This window comes from Chitinophaga sp. ARDCPP14 (assembly GCF_051362515.1).
Lineage (GTDB): Bacteria > Bacteroidota > Bacteroidia > Chitinophagales > Chitinophagaceae > Chitinophaga.
On the sequence record NZ_JBKIXB010000005.1, the window covers coordinates 19,653 to 44,618 of the forward strand.

The following is a 24,966-nucleotide window of genomic DNA, read 5'->3' on the forward strand; positions in this document are numbered from 1 at the left end:
AGTATTTTATGAAGAAGTATATATATCATTTGCTACTAACCGCCGCACTGGTCACCGTTGCACAGGGATGCAAAAAGTCACGTCTCGAACTGGTGGATCAAAGCGCCTACGCATACGATACTTATTTTACCAACATCAGTGCGCTTAACCAAGCTACCGTGGCCAGTTACGCCACATTACTCCATCCGGGATTATGGGCGCGGGAGTACTACTTTATTTTCGACCTGCTGGGACATGATGCCAAACGCGCCAGCTTTTTGCAGGGCGCAGAACAGGAACTGGGCGACTATAGCTTTGGTACCAGCAATGCAGATCTCAGCTCTTTATGGGGCTCCCTGTACCGGATGATCTTCAGAACCAACCTGGTGATTGACCGCGCCGCAGCCTGGAATCCCACCGCTACCAACGATCGCGCAAAATTAAATCAATACCTCGCAGAGGTAAAGTTCCTGCGGGCATATGCATATTTTCACCTCGTAACATTATGGGGAGATGTACCACTGTACGTCGACTATCAGTCTACCGTTAACAACAACTATTTATCCCGAAGCCCTGCTGCGGATGTGTGGAAACAAATAGAAAAAGACCTCACAGAAGCACAGGCCACTGCCGAATTGCCCACTGTATATCCTAACGCAGAATTGGGCCGGGCCACCAAAGGCGCTGTCACCGCCTTACTTGGCAAAGTATACCTCTACCAGAAAAAATGGGTGCCTGCACAAACAGAACTTCAAAAACTGATGGGTGCACCGTACACCTATCAGCTCGATCCTTCTTTTGATAATCTTTTCAGCACTACCAACCAGAACTCAACGGAAAACATCTTCCAGATCATGAACCAACAGTGGACCGACTGGGGCATTGGTTCTCCTTACTATATGTTTGGCAATGGCGCTGAACAGGTAGGTAAACAAACACATTCAGGCCGTGCCATGGAATATGGCTGGAATGATTGGAAGAATGTATACATCAGCAACGCCGCTGTAAAAGCATTTACTTACACGAATCCTGCAAACGGCCTGCCGTATACAGATCCCCGTGCCAAATCCACCTTCTACGGCACCGCTGCCTCCGGAGGAGAAACCGAATACTGCCAGCAGTGCGCTACCGGTGTAAAGGTGTATCCGTTTGATACCAACGATCCGCAGGGCGATTATCGCTGGAAGAAATATGAGTACTACAATCTGATGGAAAAATATGGCGATCCTAAAAGCCCTATCAACGGGCAGGTGATTCGCTTCGCAGACGTAATGCTGATGCTGGCTGAAGCGCAGATCCAGCAAGGAAATACTGGCAGCGCACCATTGGCGCTGATCGACAGCGTACGTTCCCGCTCGAACGCATTTTTATATACCACGCTGGGCGATAAAGCAAACGCGATGAAGATACTGATGCGCGAACGGCAGCTGGAATTATGCGGTGAACAAGCCCGCTATTTCGATCTGTTGCGCTGGGGTATTATCAAACAAACTATCAACGCAGAAAAGGCCGCAGAACCTGGCACCGGCACACAGCCCTTCCAGGATAAACACCTCCTGCTGCCTATTCCCGATGTAGAAAAAAATTACAATCCGAATGTAGCCAAAGCTATCAGCAATGGCTGGAATTAATCTATAAAAACAGCAGGGCACAACCACCGGCAGGAAATATTTTATAGCTCGTTAGCCGTTACTATCCTTCAATTCCACTTATGTAAAAATTACTACCATGAAATGGAGCAAACCACTATTTCTGTCAGGGTTGTTAACCCTTGGCTGTAACCTACTATCCATTGCCCAAACCTATAACTGGTCCGCCGTCCGCATTGGGGGCGGCGGACTGGTTTCCAGCGTACAGGCGCACCCGTTAGTACCCAACCTCCGTTTTATTACCACTGATGTTGGAAACCCTTATCGCTGGAATGAAAGCACACAACGCTGGGAAGGTCTGTTGAACGGCCTTCCGGCGGTGTACTGGCCATCATCGGCCGGCAACCTGGCCTTCGTGCCCAATGATGCCACGGGCAATATTCTTTACGTTTCCATGCCTAAAGGTACCGGCAGCGCCGGTACTATTATGAAGTCCACCAACCGGGGTACTACCTGGACGGATCTGAATATGCCTATCTGGCTGGATCCCAACAACGTGGAGGAAAAAAGAAACGGGGCGCGGCTGGTAGTAGATCCGAACAACAGCAACGTGGTATATGTTACTACCCGCTTTCCGGCCAGTGCCAATGAAACCACCAATGGTACCTACAGGAGTGTGAACGGCGGCAGCTTATTTACAAAAATCGATACGCTGCATGGCCGCTTTATTGTATTTGATACCAGCGGCGGAACACTTGGCGGACTTACAAAAAGATTATACATCGCCAATCTGAATGGTGTATATGTAAGTAATGATGCCGGCGCTTCGTTTTCGTTGATGCCCGGCAGTCCCGCTGGTTTGAGGAGAGGCGTGCTGCGCGGCGGTGGTATTTTATATGCCGCCGGCAATAGCAAAGTATACAAATGGAATGGCACTGCCTGGAGTACGATTACCCCACCTTATAGCGGCAGTTTTACCAGCGTGGAAGTAAATCCGAATAACAGCAACCAGATCATCACCAATATCGATGCATTTACCGGTGCAATGTATAAAAGCAACAACGGCGGTTCCAGCTGGACACCTGTAAAAGGCACGCGCGATTTCAGCGAAGTGCCTTTTCATGGCGGCAATACCATAGGAAACACTATCATTGATTTAGCCTGGGATCCGTTTGATTCCACACAGGTATGGATGGCCGACCTGTTAAATGCCTACCAGGGCACTAACATCTGGTCGGATGCTTCAGTGTGGAAAGTACGCGCCGCAGGACATGAGGAAGTAGTGGTAACAGGGCCATTGATTTGTCCGCCTTCCGGCAACAATTTGCTGCTAACGGTTACCGCCGATGTGGCGGGCTTTGATCACAAATCCCTCACCAATCCCCCGGCGAAAGCTATCTCCGACGATTTTCAATATTTTAATTCCCAGGGAGTGCATATGACTGGTGCCGCCATCCAGGAAACCAATCCCAACTTCATTGTGAGAGTGGGCCGCAGGGGCTGGTCAGGTACCGGTTTAGGCGGCTACTCCACCGATGGAGGACTGCATTATACACAATGGGTTTGCCCCGGTGGCATGACCGGCGGCAGGGTAGCCGTATCGGCCACCAGCGAAACCATTATCTGGACCACGCAGGGCGGTTATACCTATCGTTCGGTGGACAGGGGTAATAACTGGACAAAAATAAATTCCATTACTACCAGCGCCGTCGGCACTTTTGGCGTGACCGGCTCCATTTTCACCGTACCACCGGATATGAATCCCCTGGCGGCTGATAAAGTAAATGGTAATAAATTCTACCTGTATTTTTTTGGTAAGATGATGGTGAGTGAAGATGGTGGATTAACATTCGTTCAGAAATACGCTAACCTTCCAAACGTGCAAAATGTAGCGTTTGTAAAAGTAGAAACCACTCCCGGCAAGGAAGGCGACATATGGGTGTCGATAGAAGGCAACGGCCTGTATCACTCCACCAATTCGGGCGCCGACTTCACAAAGATCACCAAAGTGCAATCCGCCAAACTGATGGCCATTGGAAAGGCCGCAGTAAATGATCCGGCTATTTATGTGGTGGGCACCGTGGATAGCATTCCCAACAGCATTTTCCGTTCCGATAACAACGGCGCTACCTGGACAGTGGTAGCTAATCCGGCTATCAGTGTGCCACGGAATTTAGCGGCTGACCGCCGTATTTACGGAAGAGTATTTATGGGCAGCGCCGGTAACGGCATATATACAGGAGAAACCGTAGCCGGTCCTGTAACCGGCATTACGGTGAGTCCCGCCACCGTGTCGGTAGCAGTGGGCAATCGTGCTACATTAACCGCTTACGTGGCGCCTGCATGGGCCGGTAATAAAAAAGTAACCTGGAGTTCGGGAGATACCACTAAAGTAAAAGTAAACGATAGCACGGGCGTTCTCACAGGAGTTGCTGTAACGGCAACGCCTGTACTGGTTACCGCAACCACCCAGGATGGCAGTAAAACAGCTTCGGCAAGTGTAACTGTCACTACACCTGTTGCCGTTTCCGGCATCGTTATCACGCCTAATCCCGATTCAATAGGCGTGGGTAGCACCGTGCCGCTGGTAACCGTGATTACGCCCGCCAATGCCAGTAACAAAACACTGCGCTGGACTTCTTCTGATACCACTATTGCAAAAGTGGCCATAGATACGCCGCTGGTTACCGGCATCTCGCATGGTACTGCGGTGATCACTGCTACAGCGCAGGATAGCGGCTACACCTCCACTGCCACCATGATTGTTTATAACGTAGCGCCCACAGCGCTCAACATTACCGGCACAGCATCGGTAGGCGCCGGCGATACCGTGATGCTAAGCGCGGTATTCACACCGCTGAATACCAGTAATAAAGTACTAACCTGGAGTTCTTCCGATACCACTATTGCCAAAGTAAACAACAGTGGCCTGGTGACGGCCGTTGCACCTGGTACCGTTACCATTACTGCCACAACAGCAAAAGGTGGTATTACGGGCACTAAAGGCATCACCGCCACTAAAGTTATTACCGTAGTGAGTGCAGGCGTATGTGGTATACTGCCTAACAATGGCTTTGAAGGCGGTCTTAGTAACTGGATGATTGTCGGCGATATTATTAACGGTCTCCAACCGGCCGCCATCGTGGCCAACAACGCGCATAGCGGCACCAAAGCAGCCGTGATTTCCGGAGAAGGCGGCGTTAGCACTACCGTACTGATGCCGGTAGCCGGCAGAAAGGCCGTCACCTTTTCTGCATGGGCAAAGATCCTTGATCTTCCCGCATGGGCAGGTTTTGGTATCGACTATATAGATTCTTCCAATCATAAAATCACCGCGGACCAGTTCAGCGTAAATGCTACGTCTTACACACAATTCAGCGTAGTAAGGGCTACGCCTCCTAACACAGCGAGGGTGAACATCTGGACCTACAAAACCAGCAGCGCCGGTAAATTTTACCTCGATGATTTTTGTGTGACCGTAGCTGATGTGGTAGATGTTACCAGCCTGTCTATTACGCCTGATCCGGCATCTGTAGCCATGGGTTATACCAAAGCATTAACCGCTACCATACTGCCTGCGAATGCTACCATTAAAACAGTTACCTGGACCTCTTCCAACACGGCTATTGCAACGGTTAACGCATCCGGCGTAGTTACCGGCGTGGCATTGGGCACCGCTACCATTACCGCTACCAGCACAGAGGGCGGGAAAACAGCTACCACCACCGTTACCGTAACGCCGCCGGTAGCAGTTACCGGTGTGAATGTTACGCCGGATAGCGTTACTATTGGCGTAGCCGATTCATATACGCTAACGGCCACCACCACTCCAGCCAACGCCAGCAATCAGAACATGGCATGGACCAGCTCCAACCCGGCCATCGCCACCGTAAACGCCACCACCGGCGCGGTGAAAGCAGTAGCCATTGGTACCGCCGTGATCAGGGGGGTAACGCAGGAAGGAAGTTACAAAGACAGCAGCATCGTAACGGTGATCAGCCAGGGACAATGCGGACAAATTTCCAACAATGGCTTTGAAAGCAGCCTCGTAGGATGGAGTAATATCAACAACGCTGCTACCATCACTACAGATGCCCACAGCGGTTTAAAAGCAGTAGCCGTTACCGGTCAGGGTGGCGTAGGACGCGTACCTGTATTCAGTTTCGCCGCCGGCGATACCATCGTGTTTACCGCGTGGGCCAAAGTATCCGGCGGACCCGCATGGGCAGGCTTCAGCCTCGATTTCCAGAATGCTTCCTATGTGAAACTGGCCACCGCACAATCAACTGTTACCGCTACCGCCTATACGGAGTATACGCAAAGCGTAGTGGTTCCGGCGGGTACTGCCAACTTCAACATCTGGTCATCAAAATCCGGCGCAGCGGGCATCCTGTATCTGGATGATTTCTGCCTAACCGTGAAACCGGCCGGCGGAGGCATGTTACGCACCACCAATCTCATGCAAACCGGCCATGATGCATCCGCCACTAAAAACGGCATTACCGTAAGCGCTTATCCCAATCCTGTACAAAGTGATATCAACATCCGCCTGACCAATTACAATGGCAGCCGGATCGCGGCTACGCTGACCGATATGGCCGGCAGGGTTATACATCACGAGGTGATTATAACGCAGAAAGGCACAACGCTTTACCGGTTGCATAATGCAAAGAAGCCTGCAAAAGGACTGTACATTCTGACCCTGAAAGGCGAAGGACTAGTGAGCAGCTTCAAGCTATTGGTGCAGTAGGTATTGATTGTTTGATAAAGAGCCTGGGGCCATGCCCCGGGCTCTTTGCGTTATTACATACCTATTACAATTTCTTGAAAAGCCCCCCTACTCTATTATCTGCGGGAATTAATTACCTTGCGTAAGCAGCGCAGCAGGAGAAACCTGCGTCTGCGCCATTACCTCTCTAACAATAAAGTTACCCGTCGTTGTTTATGTATCAGTTGCTCCGTGACAATATCGAACAGCATGTCCATCTCAGCGATGCCGAGTTTTCGCACTTTGCCACCTCATTCGAAGCGAAAGAGATTGAGAAAAAACAGTTCCTTTTGAGAGAAGGTGAAATTTGCAGGTTTGAGGGCTTTGTTACCAAAGGCATATTCAGCGTGTATCATCTCGATAAAAACGGAGACAAACAGATACTTTATTTTGCCCATGAAAACTGGTGGGTTACGAACATCGACAGCTTTACCAACAACCTGCCGTCTCAGCTCTTTATTGAAGCACTGGAAGACAGTGAAGTATTGTTGATTTCAAAAAGCGACAAAGAGTCCGCTTATATCAACCTGCCTAAAATAGAAAAGCTGTTCCGGGTAATGACCCAAAAAACGCATGTGGCTTTACAACGCAGGATGATCGACAGCCTGAGTAAAACGGCTGATCAGCGTTACATCGACTTCATAGAAAAATACCCCCAGCTTTACCAACGCCTCTCCAACCTGCAGATTGCAGCTTATTTGGGCGTAAGTCATGAATTTTTGAGTAAAATCAGGAGGAAGATAGCTGGTCAGAAATAATACGGGTTCCCATTATTATTGAACTTGTTCAATTTTTTTGTTTCAGAAGGAACGGATATTTGCATATCATCCCAAAAGCAAAAAAATGAAACGAATCATTTCTATAGCATTATTGACCACTTTAAATTTTTTCAAAATGGACATACAGGCGCAAAGCTTCACTACTATTGAAGCTAATGGTTTAAAGCTGCAGGTATACAACGCTTCCGAGAACAGCTTTGGCGTGGCATCTGTTATCGTATCAGGAAAAACAGATGCTGTTTTGATAGATGCACAGTTTACATTGGCTGATGCTGAAAAAGTAGCACAGGAAATAAAGGCATCCGGTAAAAATTTAACCACTATTTATGTTTCCCATGGCGATCCTGATTTTTACTTTGGCCTGGAAGTATTCAAAAAATACTTTCCATCTGTAAATGCTTATGCTTCCCCCGCAACGGTAGCACATATCAAAGCCACGGCACAAAAAAAGCTGGCAGTATGGGGTGAAAAATTGGGCAACAGCATTACTTCCAGCGTTATCATTCCGCAGGTGCTCGAAGGTAACAGCATTGAGCTGGAAGGACAAAAATTAATAGTTACCGGACTGGAGGAATTTCCATCGCGGACTTTTGTATGGATACCATCTATTAAGGCCGTTGTTGGCGGAATAAATGTATTTGGCACCAGCTTTCATCTCTGGATGGCAGATTCAGCCAGTGAAGATGCCCGCAAAGAATGGCTGGCAGTGTTAGACGAAATAGCGGCACTTCATCCGGCCATCGTGGTGCCTGCCCATGCCAAAGCAGGAACTCCCTTCAGCATGGCTGCTGTAACGCACACCAAAAACTATATACAGTTTTACGGAGAAGCGCTGAAAAGCAATAAAACTTCGGAGGCATTGATAGCGGCGTTAAAAGCCAAATATCCTGAACTTACTTTTGAAACCGCCCTGCAGATAGGCGCGAAAGTAAACACCGGGGAAATGAAGTGGTAAGAGCGATGTTCATCCACAGCCTGACAAACGCTCTTTCCTTTATTCCTTTCTCAGGCTGATCACCGGGTTCATCAAAGCCGCTTTGATCGCCTGGTAGCTGACTGTTACTATGGCAATTGCTACAGATAAGATACACGCAAGCGCGAACACCCACCAGTGAATAGCCACGCGGTATTCATAGTACTGCAGCCATTTATACATGCTCCAATAGGATAATGGCGCTGCTATCACAAATGAAATAATCACCAGCTTTACAAAATCTTTCGCTAATAAAGTAGTGATGCCGGTGACAGAAGCACCTAGTACCTTCCGCACACCCACTTCCTTGATCCTGCTTTCCGCCATATAGGTAGCAAGACCAAATAAACCAAGGCAGGATATAAAAATGGTCAGCCCCGCAAATAAAGCAGCTAAAGTTCCCTGGCGTTGTTCATTATCAAATTTCTTCGCATAAGCTTCGTCTACAAATTTATACTCAAACGGATAATCGGGGTTATACTTGCTGAAAATAGCCTCCACCTTTTTAAGATTTTGAGCAGTAGAATGATCCCCGTTTAACTTCATCTGCACCACCTGGAAATTCATAAAAGCACTTTTGGCGCCGCAGATCAATATCGGTCTTGTTGGCTCATAAGGACTGGTAAGAATAAAATCTTTAATAACCCCTACAATGTGCCAGTCGATGCCAAGATCATTTACTACTTTTCCAATCGGATCCTTGAACTTCAATACTTTCAGCGACGACTCATTTACAATCAGCCCGGTTGAATCGGTGGGGAATTTTTTCAGGTCGAAATCACGGCCTTCAATAAACTGTAACCCTGCTGTGGCGCCCAATCCCTCATCCGCTAAATACCGGTCGAAAGATGTTTTATCATTCGGATCCTTTCCTTGCCAGTTCTGGCCCCACCCATTGCTCCACCGTTCCGTAAGGGGGGAATTTGTTCTGGTAACCGACTTCGCAACACCTGATTCCAGCAATTCATTTTTTATCAGTGCATAGTTTTTGGATATATCACCCGTCATGAAATGGTACACCAGGTTATCTTTATTATAACCTGTTTCCCGGTCACGGGCATAGTCGATTTGCTGCTTTACAATAATAGTGCAGATGATAAGAACGGTGGCGAATGTGAACTGCAATACCACCAGTATTTTCCGTGGCGTTACCAGCGCATTCGCTTTTTTAAACGTGCCCTTTAATACTTTAACAGGCTGGAAAGAGGAAAGGAAGAATGCGGGATAACTGCCGGCCAGCAAACCCGTAAAGAAAATAAACCCAATAAACCCTATCCAGGTATAGATGTTGCCGAAATCTATAAACAGTTTTTTATCCGTAAGCTGGCTATAAAAGGGCAGGCTTATCTGAACAATAAGGATCGCCACTATTCCGGCCAGAAATGCGATAAAAACAGATTCCCCGATAAACTGGCTGATGAGGGAACTCTTCTGTGCTCCCACTACTTTTCGTATGCCTACCTCCTTCGCCCGCTTTTCACTTCTGGCGGTGCTCAGGTTCATAAAATTGATACAGGCAATTAATAATATCAACCCCGCGATAATACTGAATATTTTTACGAATGTGCTGCGGCCTCCGTTATCTTCCCCACCATCGCTGAAGCTTGAATACAACCGCCACCTTTCAAGCGGGTAAATAAACAGCTCCCATTTCATTGTTTTCGCCTCATCACTGTAATGCTGCTTTAAATCTTTTATTTTAGCGGCGGCGGCAGCATAACTTACATTGGGCTTCAGCATTACATAAGTAGGCGTGCTGTTATCGCTCCAGCCATAATCCGTGCCTTCCCTGTATTTTAAATATGACCATGGTAAGAGGTATTCAAAATCGAATCTGGTATTGCCCGGCAGATCTTTCAAAATACCGGTAACCGTGAAGTTATCTTTATTCTCAATTTTAATGATCTTACCCATGGCATCTTCACTGCCAAATAAACTTTTAGCCGTTTTCTCCGTAAGCACCACCGAATGCACATCATTCAGCGCGGTAGCAGGATCACCTTTCAGCATGGGGAAGCTGAACATCTGAAAAAAACCGGTATCCACCAGGATGCCGGACTTTATTATTTTTTTATCCCCTACGGAAAGAAGATACGCATTATTGGAACCTACCCTCACCGCACGTTCTACTTCAGGCAAATCTTTTTCCACCGCACGGGCTGTTAATGCAGATACCGTATTCCAGTAAGAGAGCTTCCCATCAATGGGTACGCGATTCCATACTTCGTATATCCTGTCTTTGTTAGCGTGAAACCCATCGTAACTTCTTTCATCCTGTATCCACAGGAGAATAAGGATTGCAGCAGCCATGCCCACAGCAAGGCCCGTAATATTGATGGCTGAAAAACCTTTGTTGCGCAACAGGTTCCGGCAAACGACTTTGAAGAAATTTCTGATCATAATGCATTGATGATTCCCGGACTGCAACGTACAGGATTTGCGGGAATCTTACCCCAAGACAATGCCGGATACCTATTTGCTTGATTTACAACGATGTGGCTGCGTCATAAATACCGGTTTGTTCATTTTTGGGACAAAACATGTCCGCTTTTGAACACCCGGATAATACTAAAAGGCCGGAATCATCACTTATGATAATATAATATCAAAATTAGGTAATCCTGCATAGTGTACTTATCTAAAGAAGGGGTAACTTGGTTTGGTCATTATTATGAGCAGTCAAAACCACGATTATACTTCTTTTTGGGTAACAGGGGATCTTTCATCGTTTAAACAAATGATGAAGGCATTCACTCCTTCCCTGAAGCATTTTGCGGGTAATATTGTTGGTAATGAGGCAGAAGCAGAAGAAATTGTGGCAGATGTATTTATCAAAATATGGCAACAAAGACTGCTGGCAACTGCCCCTGACGACATCCGGTATTATCTTTTTAAGGCCGTCAAAAATACGGCGCTCAATTATCTGAAAAGCAATGACCGCCGCACGACGCACCATACCGCCTGGGAAATCCAGGTGAACCGGGTAACCTCCAAAAATCCCGAAGACATTATGATCAGTAAAGAACAGCTGTCGCATATCAATGCCGCCATCAGTTCCTTACCCCTCCGCTGCCGCCAGATATTCATTCTCGTAAAAGAAGAAGGACTCTCCTATGAACAGGTAGCCACCCTGCTGGATCTCTCCAAGGCTACCGTAAATGTACAGATGACCATCGCCCTGAAAAAAATATGGGCAGCACTGGGTTCCTCCATCCAATATTCTTATTCCTGATTTTTTTTCTACCCGGTTTAATTGTTTTCCTTTTTTGCGTTGTCTTAATAGGGAATCAACTGAAATCATACTTTCTGTAAATGACCAAACGATTATGGGAATTACTGGCACTGCATTGGAGCGGTGAGATTTCCTCGGAAGAAAAAACGGAACTGGACAAGCTCCTGCTGGAGCATCCGGGAGATTGGCTCCGGGCGGGACAGCTGGACCAGCTGTCTTTTAAAACAATACCGGCCACTGACGAGGATGCGCATACGGACGCGCTGATAGATAAGGTGATGGGAACTATCACTGCCGAACCGGCTTTAACCGGGAAAAGCTCCCGCAAAAAGTTCCTGCAGGCCTATAAATACCAGTTGTCAGTAGCCGTAGCCATGCTGGGCATAACCGCCATGCTCACCTTTATTTACCTGTATCAGCAACATCCCGGGTATAAGATCGTGTCCACCGATGCCGGTATGAAAACAAAGATCCGGTTATCTGATGGCAGCATTATCTGGCTCAACGCCGGCAGCACTTTAAAGTACCCGGAAAAACTGGATAAAGCCAAAAGGGAAGTATACCTCAGCGGGGAAGCATATTTTGATATAAAGCAGGCGCCTAACCGCCCGTTTATCATCCACGCGCAGAAAATGGATATCAGGGTACTGGGTACCGCATTTAACGTCAGGTCCTATAAAGAAGAGGATTTTGAAGAAACATCGGTGATTTCAGGGGCCGTAGAAGTGACCGTGGCGGATGAAAATAAAGTGCTGAAGGTTACGCCCAACCAAAAAGTAATTCTCCGGAAAACAATCAACGATCCTGCAGAAAAAAATAGCAGCGCCACCGGACCAGGTAATAATAAACTAACAAAAATTGAACGTCAGCCACTATCTGTTCTTTCATCAACAGATACTATTCATGTGATGGAAACTGCCTGGATGAATAATCAACTCATATTCCGTAACGAGTCGCTGCAGGCGCTTTCACAACGACTGGAACGCTGGTATGGCGTGAAAATTATCATCGAGAATGAACAACTGGCCACATTAAGATTTTCCGGACGGGCAGATAATATTTCTATTGAAAAGCTGCTGGAGGTACTCCAGAATATTCAACCATTCAATTATTCCATTCAGGATGATATAGTGACAATCAAGTAAACCAGAAGTTATGAAAAATAGTATCATAATTGGGGAGCGACCTCCCTAGCGGACCCGCTATGCCCGGAACTTCCGTTACGGACCTCCACAGAATCCAGATTTATTGATTTATAAGCTCACTTCCAGGTTATGAAAATAGCAATAAAACAAACCACGTTCGCCTTACATTGCAATGGACGAAAATTATTTCTAATGATCAAATTTACCGGTGTATTGTTCCTGCTGTTTTTCCAGGCCACTGCAGCAGGGTTTTCGCAGAATACGATATCCGTTTCCTTCGTTAACGCAGATATTGAGAAAGTATTCCGCTATCTCGAGAAAAAAACGACCTACACGTTTTATTACAGCAACAACGAAACAGAGAAAACACCCAGGCTCAGTCTCACCATGGAAAAAGTGGATATCCGCGAGGTACTCGATGCGGTAGCGCTCAAAACCGGTCTTCATTATACCATCCTGGATAACAGCATGGTGGTATTCAAAAACGCCGGCGAGCGGATACAAACCAAAAAGATCAGCGGAAAGGTAGTGGATGAAAAAGGCCGTCCGCTGCCCAACATGACCGTGCAGGTAAAAGGAACCACCATCGGTACATTAACAACGCCGGAAGGGTTATTTACGCTCCAGGTACCGGAAAACGCGATCCTGGTGGTATCTGCCATCGGTTTTCTCAGGCAGGAAGTACCTGTTGCCGGTCAGTCTTCCTTCAATATTATCCTGAAAGAAGATGTATCGGGATTAAATGAAGTGGTGGTAGTAGGTTACGGCACACAGGAAAAACATAAACTCACCAGTGCGGTGGCCACCATTTCCGGCGCAGAGCTGAACAAACGGGTAGCCACCAACCCGGCATCGCTGTTACAGGGACAATTACCCGGATTGCAGGTAACCCAGGGCTCAGGCGAACCGGGAAATGAAAATATACAATTACGCATTCGCGGCATCAGCACGTTCAGCGGCGCAGGTAACGACCCGCTCGTTGTGATAGATGGTTTACCGGGAAGCCTGAGCGCTTTAAATCCTAACGACATCGAATCTATCTCTGTGTTGAAAGATGCCGCCTCCGCCGCCATTTATGGCTCCCGCGGCGCCAACGGTGTAATTGTGGTGAAAACAAAAAAAGGACGCAGCGGTTTTTCGCTGACTTACGGGTATAACCTCGGTGTTTCGCAGGCAACCAAACTGCCGGAGACGATTTCCAACTCGGCAGAATACATGCAACTGTCCAACGAAGCCCGCACTAATTCCGGTCTGGCGCCGCTCTATACCCAGCAACAGATTGATTTATACCAACAGGCCACCGACCGTGTGAAATATCCTAATCACAACTGGCTGGATGATATCTTTCGCACCGCATATACCCAGAACCATTACCTGAACATGAGCGGAGGGAAAGAAAGTACTACTTACAGTCTTGGTTTGGGTATCAGCACCCAGCCAGGTGTACTGATCGGCTTCGACTACAAAAAATATACGTTGGACCTGGGCCTCAGCTCCCGCATCAATAAAAGGGTGACCATCGGTACCAATGTGCAGATGCGGTACGCCGACAGGAAATATCCTGAAAACGGTGCAGGCGACATGTTTCTGTCTGCACTGGCACAGTCGCCCCTCTACCCTGCCTCCAGCGATGGAAAATGGATTAAAAAAGCCTACTCCAATGAACTGGGTAATAAAAACCCGGTAGCCATTGTAGATGAAGATATCCGGGTGAAGACAAACGATTACTACGCACAGGGAAATCTCTCCCTCGATGTGGACATCGTAGACGGATTAAAATGGGAAAACAGGGCAGGCATGAATTATGGCAACTACAAATACAGTGATTTCAGGCCCGTTATACCTACCTATTATTTCAGCGACATGAGCCCTGCCGGATTACTTGATGATGGCACTCCGGGGCTGACAGTGGGCAATACCGGCAATATCTACACCGTTTATTACAGCCAGCTGACCTACAAAAATAAATTCGGCGACCATAACCTTTCCGCACTGGCAGGTTATCAGCAGGAGCAAAATAAAGCCGATACCCTCAATGCCAGCCGCACGCAGTTTCCCACCAATTTCCTGAGAGAACTGAATGCAGGCCCCACAGAAGGCCAGGCCAATAACGGTACCTCCGGCACCTGGGCGATCCGCTCTTTTTATGGCAATGCGAATTATGATTATAAAGATAAATACCTTTTCGGCGCCAGCGTAAGATACGATGGTACTTCCCGGCTGCCTTCAGATACCCGCTGGGGATTGTTCTATTCATTTTCCGGTGCATGGCGCGCTTCAGAAGAATCTTTTATGAAAAATATTTCCTGGATAAACGATCTGAAGATACGCGCTTCCTGGGGACAGCTGGGCAACCAGAACATCGGTACCTATCCTTATCAATCCACACTCGATAACAGACCCTATGCTTTCGGTTCCAGCGTTTCTACCGGGTTTACCGGCAGCCAGATTATAGATCCTACCCTTACCTGGGAAACTACCCGCGTGCTGGATATTGGTCTTAATCTCACCGCGTTCGATAACCGGCTTACCTTTACCGGCGACTGGTTCAATAAATACACCTTTGATATCCTCCGCAGCTCCCAGGTGCCCCTGTGGCTGGGATTAGCCGCACCTATTATCAATAACGGAGCGGTGAGAAACAAAGGATTTGAATTCAACGTGCAATACAACGATAAGATCGGCAAAAACTTTACCTGGTATATCGGCGCTAATTTCCAACGTTATAAAAATGTATTGGAAGAATTTGGCAAACGCGAGATCAGTGGTACTACCATCCGGGAAGAAGGACATCCTTTGGATGAATACTACCTTTACCAGTGGGATGGTATCTTCCAGAGCACAGATGAAATTGCCAAATCGCCCAAACAACCTGTAGACGCCACCCCCGGCGACCTCAAAATTAAAGATGTGAATGGCGACGGTGTGATTGATGATAAAGACCGCACTTATACAAACGGGAAATATCCTGGTTTCCAGTATGCATTCAATCTTGGCGCTTCGTGGAAAAACTTTGATCTGAGCGCACAATTCTATGCCTCACAGGGACAAAAGATTTATGTCAACGGATGGGGAATAGAACCATTCCGGCAGGGTTCCGTACCTACAACAGACTGGCGGAACCGCTGGACGCCGGACAACCCCAGCACCACCATGCCTAAAATATATGTTGCCGACGGATATGCTCCTGTTCAGAACTATGCCTCCACTTATTTCCTGAAGGATGCTTCTTTCCTCAGACTCAGAAATGTACAGTTGGGCTATAACCTGCCGGCTGCCACCATCGCCAGGATAGGCATGAAATCGCTGCGGGTGTTTTTCACCGCTGAAAATGTATTTACGATCAGCAAATTTCCGGGGCTTGATCCCGAGCGTGTAGGAGACGGTAACTATGTTACTTATCCGCAAACCAAAACATACACGTTTGGCGCCATGGTTCAGTTTTAATTTCTCTGTTAAAAGATTCAGTTATGAAAAAGTTTCAGCAATTAATAGTAACAATCACCACTACGGCCTTTATACTGTGCAGCGGATGTAACAAGGATCTGCTGGATGTAACGCCTCCGGATAAACTGGCATCAGCTTTTTTCTGGAAAACACCTGAGGATGCGGACAAGGCGCTCACCGGCCTGTACAACTACCTCTACGCCAACAGCGGAGGCTATGCTACCTCACAGTTTACCGTTTTCGCCTGGGATAATTTCACCGACGACTCCTACGGCCAATATAATTACGGAGGAGGTTTAAACGCCCTTACTTCCGGCATTACTCCTCAATCCGGCGATTTTGTGTACTCTTATTACAGTAACTGCTACCAGGCGATAGCGGCAGCCAATTCTTTCCTGGCGAACGTAGATAAAGTGCTCAGCGGCGACCAGCTAACAAAATATAAAGCAGAAGCCTATTTCCTGCGGGCATTTAACTACTTCTGGCTGGCGCAGCTCTATGGCAACACCATCATCTTTACAGATGATCCTTTCAAGGAAGACTATAAATCCACCAGGGCTAAATCCGACCGGGCCGAAGTATTAAAATTGGTATTGGCCGACCTGGATCTGGCTATCGCTTCGCTGCCTGATGCCGGCTATACCAATGGGCACGCCGTAAAAGCTACCGCCCAGGGATACAAAGTAAGAGTACTTCTTTTTCAGAAGCGCTACGCAGAAGCGGCCGCACTGGCCAAAGAAATTATGACGGGCAACAAGTTCAGTCTCCTTGCCAGCTATGCCGGCAACTTTTATAAGCCCGATCAGAACAACAGCAAAGAAATTATGTTCTCCGTAAAATACCAGCGCCCTAACATCCTCCACCAGGATGTGGCTATTTCTGTAAACCTCCAGCGCTGGAAAGGAGAACAAGGCACGCAGGACCTGATCAATGAATACGAAGCAGCAGATGGTAAAGACACCGCCTCCTCGGCCGTATACGTGAAAGGAAAACCGTTTGAAAACCGCGATCCGCGCATGCGCCTGACGTTCTTCTTCCCCGGCGACACCAAAGCACAGGGATGGCCCTTCACCGGCGCCCTGGCAATTGCCACGCCCGGAAAAGACAGCTGGACGGCCGGTTACTATGCTGTAAAAAAATGGCTGGACCCCAGTCTCACTGACCCCGACTACGGCACTATAGACGACAACGACTTTGTACTGCTCCGCTATGCCGATATCCTGCTTATGTATGCAGAAGCGCAGAATGAAGCCACCGGGCCGGACGCCTCCGTATATGCCGCTATCAAGCTAGTCAGAAACCGGAGCAATATGCCAGACCTGCCAGCCGGGTTATCCCAGGCAGCCATGCGCGACCGGATCCGTCATGAAAGACGGGTGGAATTTGCGCTGGAAGGCATCCGGTATTTCGACCTGAGACGCTGGGGCATTGCGGTGCAAAAACTGGATGGTTTTGTACCTAATCCTTTGCAACCAACTATCAAAACTAAATACAAGGCCAATTATGACTTCTGGCCTATTCCGCAAACGGAGATAGACCGGAATGCGCCGGAACTGATTCAAAACGATGGGTATTAAGGTCTTTATATAAAAAGAAAAAGCCCCGGAATAATTTCCGGGGCTTTTCTTTTTAGCATCTCCTGAATTTGACACGCGCATCTCGTTGCCAATGTTTATTTTTGAAGTCACTGGTAAATTATTAACGGCCCCTGTAAAGCGGGCCTCCGTTTAAATTAACGAAAAGCCATTTTTAATATGAGCAGTGCAAAACCGCATGAATCACAGAACGTCACCGACTACCCCAACAATAACACCATATTCGCGGTCTGGAAGTTTAAGGAGGGAACGGAAATTAAACCTGCTTTCGAAAAGCTCTGCGCCCTGGTAGCTAATCTCAATCACACCTTCATCATACGGGCGCCCGGTGGCCGCGCCACCTGCGTAATGGGTGTTGGTTACGAGGCATGGCTGAAGCTATCTTTACCCCAACCTGTTCCGAAGGAATTAAGAAATTTTGAACCGCTGGTGGGCGCAAAACATACCGCTGTTGCCACCCCCGGAGATCTGCATTTTCACTTACGGTCAACCGACATGTCCATCTGCTTTGATATGCTCATTGCCATAACAGCCGTATTATCACCCGTGGCAGATTGTTTGGAAGAAGTACATGGTTTCAGGTATTGGGATGGCCGTTCTATTCTTGGCTTTGTAGATGGTACGGAAAATCCCGTGGGTAACGACCGGCAGTATTTCGCGCTGGTGGGTGATGAAGATCCTGTTTATAAAGGAGGCAGCTACCTTTTTGTTCAGAAGTACCTGCACAATATGGGCGGCTGGACAAAGCTCACTACCGAAGAACAGGAAAAAGTAATTGGCCGTTATAAGATCAGTGACATTGAGATGCCTGACGACATAAAACCCGATAATTCCCATAGCGCATTAGCGAACCTGGATGATGACAATGGTAATGAACTGAAAATAGTAAGGGATAATATGGCCTTTGGAAATCCCGGCAAAAATGAGGTGGGCACCTATTTCATTGCTTATGCAAATACGTTCAGCACCACCTTTAAAATGCTGGAACGGATGTTTATCGGGGTGCCGGCCGGCAACTACGACAGGATCCTTGATTTCAGTACTGCCCATACCGGAAGCCTCTTCTTTGCCCCGTCAATGGATATTTTAAAGCAATATACTGCGGATGACACGGCGTGATTTTATCTGTTAACCGGCATGCAGCTGAAGTGTATAATCTACCTCCGGAGACCGTTGTTCCTGGCACTGAAAAATAAAGTGTTAAATTGACAATTATAATTATAATTTTCTTATTTTCACCCTTCGGTAGTCATCTTCCACATTAGTCATCACCACGTAGAGATTTAACATGATGCGATTAACAGCGGTTATCATCCTTGCCACGATATTATTCGGGCAGCATGCACAAAGCCAGGACTTTCATAAATGGGCGCCCGGCCCGCCAATGGGCTGGAACAGCTGGGATTGCTATGGCCCCACGGTAACGGAGGCGGAGGTAAAAGCCAACACCGACTACATGGCCAAATACTTAAAATCATCTGGTTGGGAATATATTATAGTGGACATCAGGTGGTATGTCAGCAACGATAAATCGCATGGCTATAATGAAACAGATCCTGAATATAATATGGATCAATACGGAAGATTTGTTCCGGCAGTAAACCGCTTTCCATCTGCCAAAAACGGCCAGGGATTTAAGCCGCTGGCCGACTATATTCACAGCAAAGGATTAAAGTTTGGTATTCATATTATGAGGGGAATACCAGTGAAAGCGGTAATGGAAAATACGCCCGTGAAAGGTACCACAGTAAAAGCAGCTGATATCCACTCAAAAGAGGGGCAGTGCCTCTGGCTGCACGATATGTATACCGTTGTCCCTGAAAAAGAAGGCGCACAGGCGTATTACAATTCCCTTTTTGAAATGTATGCTGATTGGGGACTGGACTTTGTAAAAGTAGATGACCTGTCTTCCCCTATTTATTTTGCGGGTGAAATAGAAATGATCCGGAAAGCAATAGACCGCACCGGACGGAAAATAGTGTTGAGCACATCCCCCGGCGAAACGCCAATTGAACACGCAGCGCATGTTCAGCAATACGCCAATATGTGGCGCACAGTAGGCGACTTCTGGGACAACTGGAAACAATTAAAGGAACACTTTAAAGTATTTGAGCGCTGGAATAAATGGAGAGCGCCCGGCGCTTATCCCGATGGCGACATGCTCCCACTAGGCCGCATTGGGATACGTGCGGAACGTGGACATCCGCGTATGAGCGGGTTTACAAAAGATGAGCAATACACCCTGATGACATTGTGGACGATTTTTAAATCGCCGCTAATGTTTGGTGGTAATCTGCCAGACAATGATCCTTTTACCTTGTCCCTGCTCACCAATAAAAACGTACTGAAAGTACTAAACACAAGCACTAACAACCGTCCGCTTTTTACGGAAGAAGATAAAGCTGCCTGGATGGCCGAAGATCCGGCAACTGGCGCCAAATACCTCGCCGTATTTAATACCGCGGACCATCCTTCAACGCAGGCCATGCCTGTTACTGTTGATCTGAGTACACTGGGAATTACCGGCTCCTGCAAGATTACCGACCTTTGGTCCGGTAAAAAAGCAGGCACTTTTTCCGGTACTTTTTCACCGGTTATTGCCAGTCACGGTGCAGGGTTGTATCGTATTGAGGAGAAAAAATAGTGTTGCAGATCCGGCCGGCTGTCTTGTCAATTCAGATTCCTGAACTCGTTTGGTGTTATACCGGTTTTTTGCTTAAATAACCGCGTAAAATGCTGCTGATACTTAAATCCTAACTGAAGGGATATATCATTAATTGCGTTGTTCGCATCAAACAGCCGGCCATTGGCTTCTTCAATTACCAGCCATATCTCATATCACCGCATTTGATATTTCAGAAAAACTGCGTATACCCCATGTATCCCCTGAAATTTAACAAAACCTCTTCCCGCCACCATCCCGCTAAAAGTAAATCAGTAAAACTGGTAAATAAAACGGTATTTTATATAAAGCAATTCAATGGCTGGTAACGACATTTGTAATATGAATGACTTTAGCAGTTAACACAATAAGCTGAAATTAATATACTGATTATGAATTATATAGATATTTCAGAAAGACGCTGTAACACCGGCATCTTTCTACAAATAATAATTCTTTTTGTTTTCATACTAAGTACAACGAACATGAACGCGCAACAACGCAATTTAACCGGTCAGGAATTAACGGTTCAGCAGCAAAGCCTGGTAGCTGTTTCCGCTTTAACTGCCACTGGTGATTTAAAAGGATTAAAAGAGCAGCTGAACGCCGGATTAGATGCCGGGCTAACGATTAACGAAATCAAGGAGGCATTGGTACAGCTTTACGCCTATTGCGGATTTCCACGAAGTTTGAACGGGATATCCACGTTCATGACTGTGCTGGAAGATAGAAAAACGAAGGGCATTAGTGACAAACAAGGAAAGGAAATTGTTTTAACCAGCGATAGCAACACCAAATATGAACAGGGCCGGAAAGTGCTGGAAACGCTGACCCAAATGCCGCAAGCAAGGCCGGCGCCAGGGTTTGGTGAGTTTGCGCCACGCATCGACGCATTTTTGAAAGAGCATCTTTTTGCGGATGTTTTCGACAGTGATGTGCTGACCTACCAGCAAAGGGAACTGGTCACCATTGCTGCCCTGGCGGCAATGCAGGGAGTGGAGCCGCAGTTGCAGTCGCATATAAAGATGGGAATGAACACCGGTATCACAACCGGACAATTAGCACAAGTAGCCGGCCTGATAGAAAAAAGCGTGGGGAGGAACCAGGCAAATTCGTTGCGAAAGCTCTTGTCGGAGCCAGCTATTCCGGTAATTGAACCGGATATGATGGTGCGGATTTCAGAAATTGAAATTGTGCCGGAATACCTGGAAGAATATACCTCCATTCTGAAAACGGAAGCAGCGGCATCGGTAAAAATAGAACCGGGCGTAATTGCTATCTTCCCCATGTTCCAGCAGTTAAATCCAACACAACTCAGGATTATAGAGATATATGCCAACAAAGCGGCCTACCGGTCTCATTTACAAACACCCCACTTCCAGCATTACAAAACCAGTACGCTTAAGATGGTAAAATCACTAAAATTGGTGGATATGGAGAGCATTGATAAAGAAACAATACCGGAGATCTTTAGAAAAATAAAATGAGCAAATTAATTTAAGAACAGCAGCGGCCTCCTTTCTCCTTATCTCCGTACTCATCATGACGGCGGAACCACATGGTATTCCCGGTTTCATTGCGGCCCAGCGGCGCCCGGTCCAGCCATTGGTACATGCCCCAAAGCCCGTCCAGTCCGCGCTCATATGTTGAGTACGTGTGGTAAACCACCCCATCCCTCAACACAAAGGCGCTCATACCGGGCGCCTCACGGGTATACGTAGCCCAATCTGTGCCTACGGTCGCAGCAATCCGTTTTCCGGCTTCCGGCGCTTCCTGAAATGCTTCAATTTCATTGGCACGGGAGGTCACGTTCCCTGTGCGATAGTTGTACGCTACGGCGCCCGAACGTTGCTGCTCCGCTGTGAATGACACCTTGAAATCGTAGTTGAAATCACTTTCCAGGGACGAGGCCCAGGGAAAATGCCAGCCCATCCGCTGCTTGTACACATGCAACTTCGCCAGCGGAGCCCGCGACACAGCAGTGAGCATCACGTCGTGGTTAGCCAGGTGAACTGCGAAACCATTAAAATCGTCTGCAATCGACGAGCACGACGGGCACCCGGCCTCATACTCCGGCCCAAACATGAAATGATAAATAAGCAGTTGTGACCGCCCGCAAAAGAGATCAGCGAGCGAGGCTTTCCCATTATCTGTATCAAAGCTATACGCTTTGTCTACCTTCACCCACGGCAACTCCTGACGGCGCCGCGCTACCTTATCACTATGCCTCGTAAGCTCCTTTTCGGCCTTTAGCAGTTCGATCCGGGCTTTCAGCCATTCTTCTTCCGAAACCACGGGATGGTTTTTAATATTGGGCTCCATAACGTTTTTATTTATTTAAAATATACTAACTCTTATCACGTGGCTTTTGTTCAGGGTAGTAGCTATTTGGTATCGTATGCTTTACAGGCATCTTACCTCTTTTCCTGAAATAAACACCCTCGCTTTGCCACCAGCCTTCACCAGTACTTTTGGCCAACGGAGGAAGGCCGTATAACCCATAGGTTGCTTTGCTTCCAGGCTGGTTTCCGACATAACGGTCACACTGGCATCATAAGCCGTTGGATTGTGTAACAGGATCACCAGTCCTTTATTATCTTTCTTAATAACTGTCGCCTCCACGTGGTCAAAAACATAGCATTTTGATTTGTCGCTGATCACATAAATCCCCGGTAGTTCAAGTGCCATCAGCATTCCGTTGGTTTCTGTCCAGGAATTGCGGGTGTATATAAAATTCCCGGTGCTCTCCTTCCCTTCTGCATCTCCTGGCTGAATGCGCTCCATGGAGGATCCCACCAGGTAATTGCTGGTAATATGGCCTGGCATATTAACCGCCTCCGTGTGTGCGTGCTGGATATCCCTGATCAAATCTGCATACAATGATTTTCCGGTGGCCCGGAACAATTTAAAAAGATAGTCGCCGGAGGAAGTGCAGATGCCCGGTGCGGCATGTTTATTTTGAATGCTGGCCCAAACAGCCCCCGTCATATTGGCCTGTAATTTCCCGATGGTACTCGACGGAGGAAAAACCGGTGCATAAGACAGGGTCCAGCTGGAGCAGAGGGCTGCCTGTACTTCGGCCATCGACAGCCACTTGTGATCTCCGGTATATTTATATAATGCCATTAAAGACTCCAGGAATCCAAAAGCCGATTCTGAATTGGCATCCTGCGAAATATCCCCGCAATCGCCACCTGTAAGCCCCTGCCCTGCTACATCGCGGCGGTAATAATAATCCGCAGATGCTGCTGCTGTTTGCAGCCAGTCGGCCCTGTTAAAATAGTTCGCTGCCAGGGCCAGCCCAGCCGGGACGATGGCGCCCGCAGTAGAGTTAAATACTGCCACCTCTCCTGTTTCAGGCGCTATATACTGGCCAAACTGACCATGCTTCTGCCAGGTTTTTACAAATGCGCCAGCCAGTCTTTTTGCTGCCTCTTCCCAATCTTTGTTTATCATGGCAGCATGCCCGCTTTCCCTGAACAACAACAGATGCTTCATCAACCAAAACAAGGCATCCCCGTTCTTCCGCACCATTGCCTGCACTTCCGGGAAATCCCGTGACATCTTCTCTCCTGTGATTTCTCCGTTTGCTTTTATGCCGCCGTAAAAATAGCCGCTTTTACCCTGCAATCTGTGAACTACAAAATCAAGTTCCTCACAGACTCTTTTGCGTTCCTTTTCGTCGTTCAGCGATAGCATCGGATAGGTGTTGATCATGCCGCTCACCCATCCCAGCTGAAAATCGTTGCTGTTCTCCGGTTTATAATAATTGCCGGCCTGCTGCTGCGTAAAATTACTGCTGCATATGCCTGTTCCCAGTTCCAGTAACTTGCTCATCGGTACCAGGTTCCGGGGAGCAGCATGGTCCGGGATATCTTTTCTTACTTTTAAAAATTTAGTGAGCAAAGCCGGGATATCTGGCGCCTTAAACACATACAACCGGAAACGCAGCGATACTTCGTCGCCGGCCTTCCAGTCCGGCGCCTTATCACCGCTCAGGTGAAAGTCGCCGAAGCCGGCAGCCAGCTTACGCATGGCGGGTGCTGATAGGTCAAAAGAAAAATGGTCTTTATGAGCACTCTCGGTGATGGTAACCCCGTTGTTTCCCCATTTTGTTTGTTGCGTTGTTAATAGGATAAAGCCCCTTTGTTCAGCCGGAGAAAAAAAACAAACGGCGGGGGTGGCCATACTACCTGTTTGCAATTCTACCAGGGAAGCCTGATCATTTTCTATCGACAAACGGGGATTATTTGAAATCGTTAGCGGCACCTGCGGGTTATAATACATATCACGCGGATAGTCGGGATTATAACCATTCCCTATAGCGCGATAGCGGTTGCCGTTATAAAGCGAAGCCGGCACCAGTACATAATTGGCGGGGCTCCAGTTGCTGAAGTCAAATTTCATCGCTACGGTTGCAGCGTTTACCTGTCCGGCTGTCAGCCTGAAAGTTGCCACCACATCAATTGCATCGCTGCATTCCTTCACCGGGCTCACTTTCAGCGCCAGTTGCCAGTTATCCGGCGCCTCTTTCAAACGAAAAACGTTTTCTGCCACCAGGTTGGTGCCATTATATTGTCTTTGCAAAAAAGCAACCGATCCATATACCTGTTGCAGCATCCTGTTGACCTGCGGATCCCGGAACTGCGAAAAAGTGCTGTTTGATATGACAACGGCCACCAGGAACAATAGGAAATACTTTATTTTAATGCGATACATACTTGCTGTTTAATGCAGCTAAAGGTCTGATTCCCTTTATATGAACCCAACCCTTAATTTGACAATTACGGCTACTAT

At 47.5% G+C, this 24,966-nt stretch carries 15 protein-coding genes; 11 read left to right on the top strand and 4 right to left on the bottom strand.

Annotation, left to right across the window (positions count from 1 at the left end; genetic code table 11):
• The first annotated feature begins 8 nt into the window (after positions 1-8).
• The 4 genes from ACLHR0_RS15195 (at position 9) to ACLHR0_RS15210 (ending at position 8,070) form a co-directional block, all read left to right on the top strand.
• Positions 9-1,610, top strand: a complete 1,602-nt coding sequence (locus ACLHR0_RS15195; protein ID WP_436487623.1) for a RagB/SusD family nutrient uptake outer membrane protein — start codon at positions 9-11, stop codon at positions 1,608-1,610.
• A gap of 97 nt (positions 1,611-1,707) precedes the next feature.
• Positions 1,708-6,318: an Ig-like domain-containing protein gene (locus tag ACLHR0_RS15200; RefSeq protein WP_436487625.1), complete on the top strand. Its 4,611-nt coding sequence runs from the start codon at positions 1,708-1,710 to the stop codon at positions 6,316-6,318.
• 194 nt (positions 6,319-6,512) lie between these two features.
• The gene (locus ACLHR0_RS15205; RefSeq protein WP_436487626.1) at positions 6,513-7,094 is read left to right on the top strand and encodes a Crp/Fnr family transcriptional regulator; all 582 of its coding nucleotides are present in this window, start codon (positions 6,513-6,515) and stop codon (positions 7,092-7,094) included.
• A gap of 85 nt (positions 7,095-7,179) precedes the next feature.
• Positions 7,180-8,070, top strand: coding sequence for an MBL fold metallo-hydrolase (locus tag ACLHR0_RS15210; RefSeq protein ID WP_436487628.1), 891 nt, complete (start codon positions 7,180-7,182; stop codon positions 8,068-8,070).
• A 39-nt stretch (positions 8,071-8,109) separates the two neighbouring features.
• On the opposite strand, the gene ACLHR0_RS15215 is transcribed toward ACLHR0_RS15210, so the two are convergent.
• On the bottom strand, positions 8,110-10,488 hold the full coding sequence (locus ACLHR0_RS15215) for an ABC transporter permease (RefSeq protein WP_436487630.1): 2,379 nt from the start codon (positions 10,486-10,488) through the stop codon (positions 8,110-8,112).
• Between the two features lie 271 nt (positions 10,489-10,759).
• Between ACLHR0_RS15215 and ACLHR0_RS15220 the strand changes: the two genes are divergently transcribed.
• The 6 genes from ACLHR0_RS15220 to ACLHR0_RS15245 all read left to right on the top strand — a co-directional run bounded on the left by ACLHR0_RS15220 (position 10,760) and on the right by ACLHR0_RS15245 (position 20,151).
• Complete coding sequence (locus ACLHR0_RS15220; protein WP_436487632.1) at positions 10,760-11,320, top strand: RNA polymerase sigma-70 factor; 561 nt, start codon at positions 10,760-10,762, stop codon at positions 11,318-11,320.
• A gap of 80 nt (positions 11,321-11,400) precedes the next feature.
• Positions 11,401-12,465, top strand: a complete 1,065-nt coding sequence (locus tag ACLHR0_RS15225) for a FecR family protein (protein ID WP_429048858.1) — start codon at positions 11,401-11,403, stop codon at positions 12,463-12,465.
• Between the two features lie 192 nt (positions 12,466-12,657).
• Positions 12,658-15,912 (top strand): SusC/RagA family TonB-linked outer membrane protein, encoded by a 3,255-nt coding sequence (locus tag ACLHR0_RS15230; protein WP_436487634.1) that lies wholly within the window; start codon positions 12,658-12,660, stop codon positions 15,910-15,912.
• Between the two features lie 23 nt (positions 15,913-15,935).
• A complete protein-coding gene (locus ACLHR0_RS15235) occupies positions 15,936-17,489 on the top strand; it encodes a RagB/SusD family nutrient uptake outer membrane protein (protein WP_436487636.1) in 1,554 nt (517 codons plus the stop codon).
• A gap of 177 nt (positions 17,490-17,666) precedes the next feature.
• On the top strand, positions 17,667-18,626 hold the full coding sequence (locus ACLHR0_RS15240; protein ID WP_436487637.1) for a Dyp-type peroxidase: 960 nt from the start codon (positions 17,667-17,669) through the stop codon (positions 18,624-18,626).
• Positions 18,627-18,795: 169 nt separating this feature from the next.
• A complete protein-coding gene (locus ACLHR0_RS15245) occupies positions 18,796-20,151 on the top strand; it encodes a glycoside hydrolase family 27 protein (RefSeq protein ID WP_436487638.1) in 1,356 nt (451 codons plus the stop codon).
• Positions 20,152-20,177: 26 nt separating this feature from the next.
• Here the strand turns inward: ACLHR0_RS15245 and ACLHR0_RS15250 are convergent, their stop codons facing one another.
• On the bottom strand, positions 20,178-20,339 hold the full coding sequence (locus ACLHR0_RS15250; protein WP_436488238.1) for a helix-turn-helix domain-containing protein: 162 nt from the start codon (positions 20,337-20,339) through the stop codon (positions 20,178-20,180).
• A gap of 315 nt (positions 20,340-20,654) precedes the next feature.
• Between ACLHR0_RS15250 and ACLHR0_RS15255 the strand changes: the two genes are divergently transcribed.
• Positions 20,655-21,656: a carboxymuconolactone decarboxylase family protein gene (locus ACLHR0_RS15255; protein WP_436487640.1), complete on the top strand. Its 1,002-nt coding sequence runs from the start codon at positions 20,655-20,657 to the stop codon at positions 21,654-21,656.
• Positions 21,657-21,666: 10 nt separating this feature from the next.
• On the opposite strand, the gene ACLHR0_RS15260 is transcribed toward ACLHR0_RS15255, so the two are convergent.
• Entirely contained in the window at positions 21,667-22,491 is an 825-nt protein-coding gene (locus ACLHR0_RS15260) for a DUF899 domain-containing protein (RefSeq protein WP_436487642.1), read from the bottom strand.
• An 81-nt stretch (positions 22,492-22,572) separates the two neighbouring features.
• Entirely contained in the window at positions 22,573-24,888 is a 2,316-nt protein-coding gene (locus ACLHR0_RS15265) for a hypothetical protein (protein WP_436487644.1), read from the bottom strand.
• Positions 24,889-24,966 lie beyond the last annotated feature (78 nt).

Excerpts from the sequence above, each read along its gene's own strand:
- ACLHR0_RS15195 (WP_436487623.1), top strand. The coding sequence starts at position 9 with ATGAAGAAGTATATATATCATTTGCTACTAACCGCCGCACTGGTCACC.
- ACLHR0_RS15200 (WP_436487625.1), top strand. The coding sequence starts at position 1,708 with ATGAAATGGAGCAAACCACTATTTCTGTCAGGGTTGTTAACCCTTGGC.
- ACLHR0_RS15205 (WP_436487626.1), top strand. The coding sequence starts at position 6,513 with ATGTATCAGTTGCTCCGTGACAATATCGAACAGCATGTCCATCTCAGC.
- ACLHR0_RS15210 (WP_436487628.1), top strand. The coding sequence starts at position 7,180 with ATGAAACGAATCATTTCTATAGCATTATTGACCACTTTAAATTTTTTC.
- ACLHR0_RS15215 (WP_436487630.1), bottom strand. The coding sequence starts at position 10,488 with ATGATCAGAAATTTCTTCAAAGTCGTTTGCCGGAACCTGTTGCGCAAC.
- ACLHR0_RS15220 (WP_436487632.1), top strand. The coding sequence starts at position 10,760 with ATGAGCAGTCAAAACCACGATTATACTTCTTTTTGGGTAACAGGGGAT.
- ACLHR0_RS15225 (WP_429048858.1), top strand. The coding sequence starts at position 11,401 with ATGACCAAACGATTATGGGAATTACTGGCACTGCATTGGAGCGGTGAG.
- ACLHR0_RS15230 (WP_436487634.1), top strand. The coding sequence starts at position 12,658 with ATGATCAAATTTACCGGTGTATTGTTCCTGCTGTTTTTCCAGGCCACT.
- ACLHR0_RS15235 (WP_436487636.1), top strand. The coding sequence starts at position 15,936 with ATGAAAAAGTTTCAGCAATTAATAGTAACAATCACCACTACGGCCTTT.
- ACLHR0_RS15240 (WP_436487637.1), top strand. The coding sequence starts at position 17,667 with ATGAGCAGTGCAAAACCGCATGAATCACAGAACGTCACCGACTACCCC.
- ACLHR0_RS15245 (WP_436487638.1), top strand. The coding sequence starts at position 18,796 with ATGATGCGATTAACAGCGGTTATCATCCTTGCCACGATATTATTCGGG.
- ACLHR0_RS15255 (WP_436487640.1), top strand. The coding sequence starts at position 20,655 with ATGAACGCGCAACAACGCAATTTAACCGGTCAGGAATTAACGGTTCAG.
- ACLHR0_RS15260 (WP_436487642.1), bottom strand. The coding sequence starts at position 22,491 with ATGGAGCCCAATATTAAAAACCATCCCGTGGTTTCGGAAGAAGAATGG.
- ACLHR0_RS15265 (WP_436487644.1), bottom strand. The coding sequence starts at position 24,888 with ATGTATCGCATTAAAATAAAGTATTTCCTATTGTTCCTGGTGGCCGTT.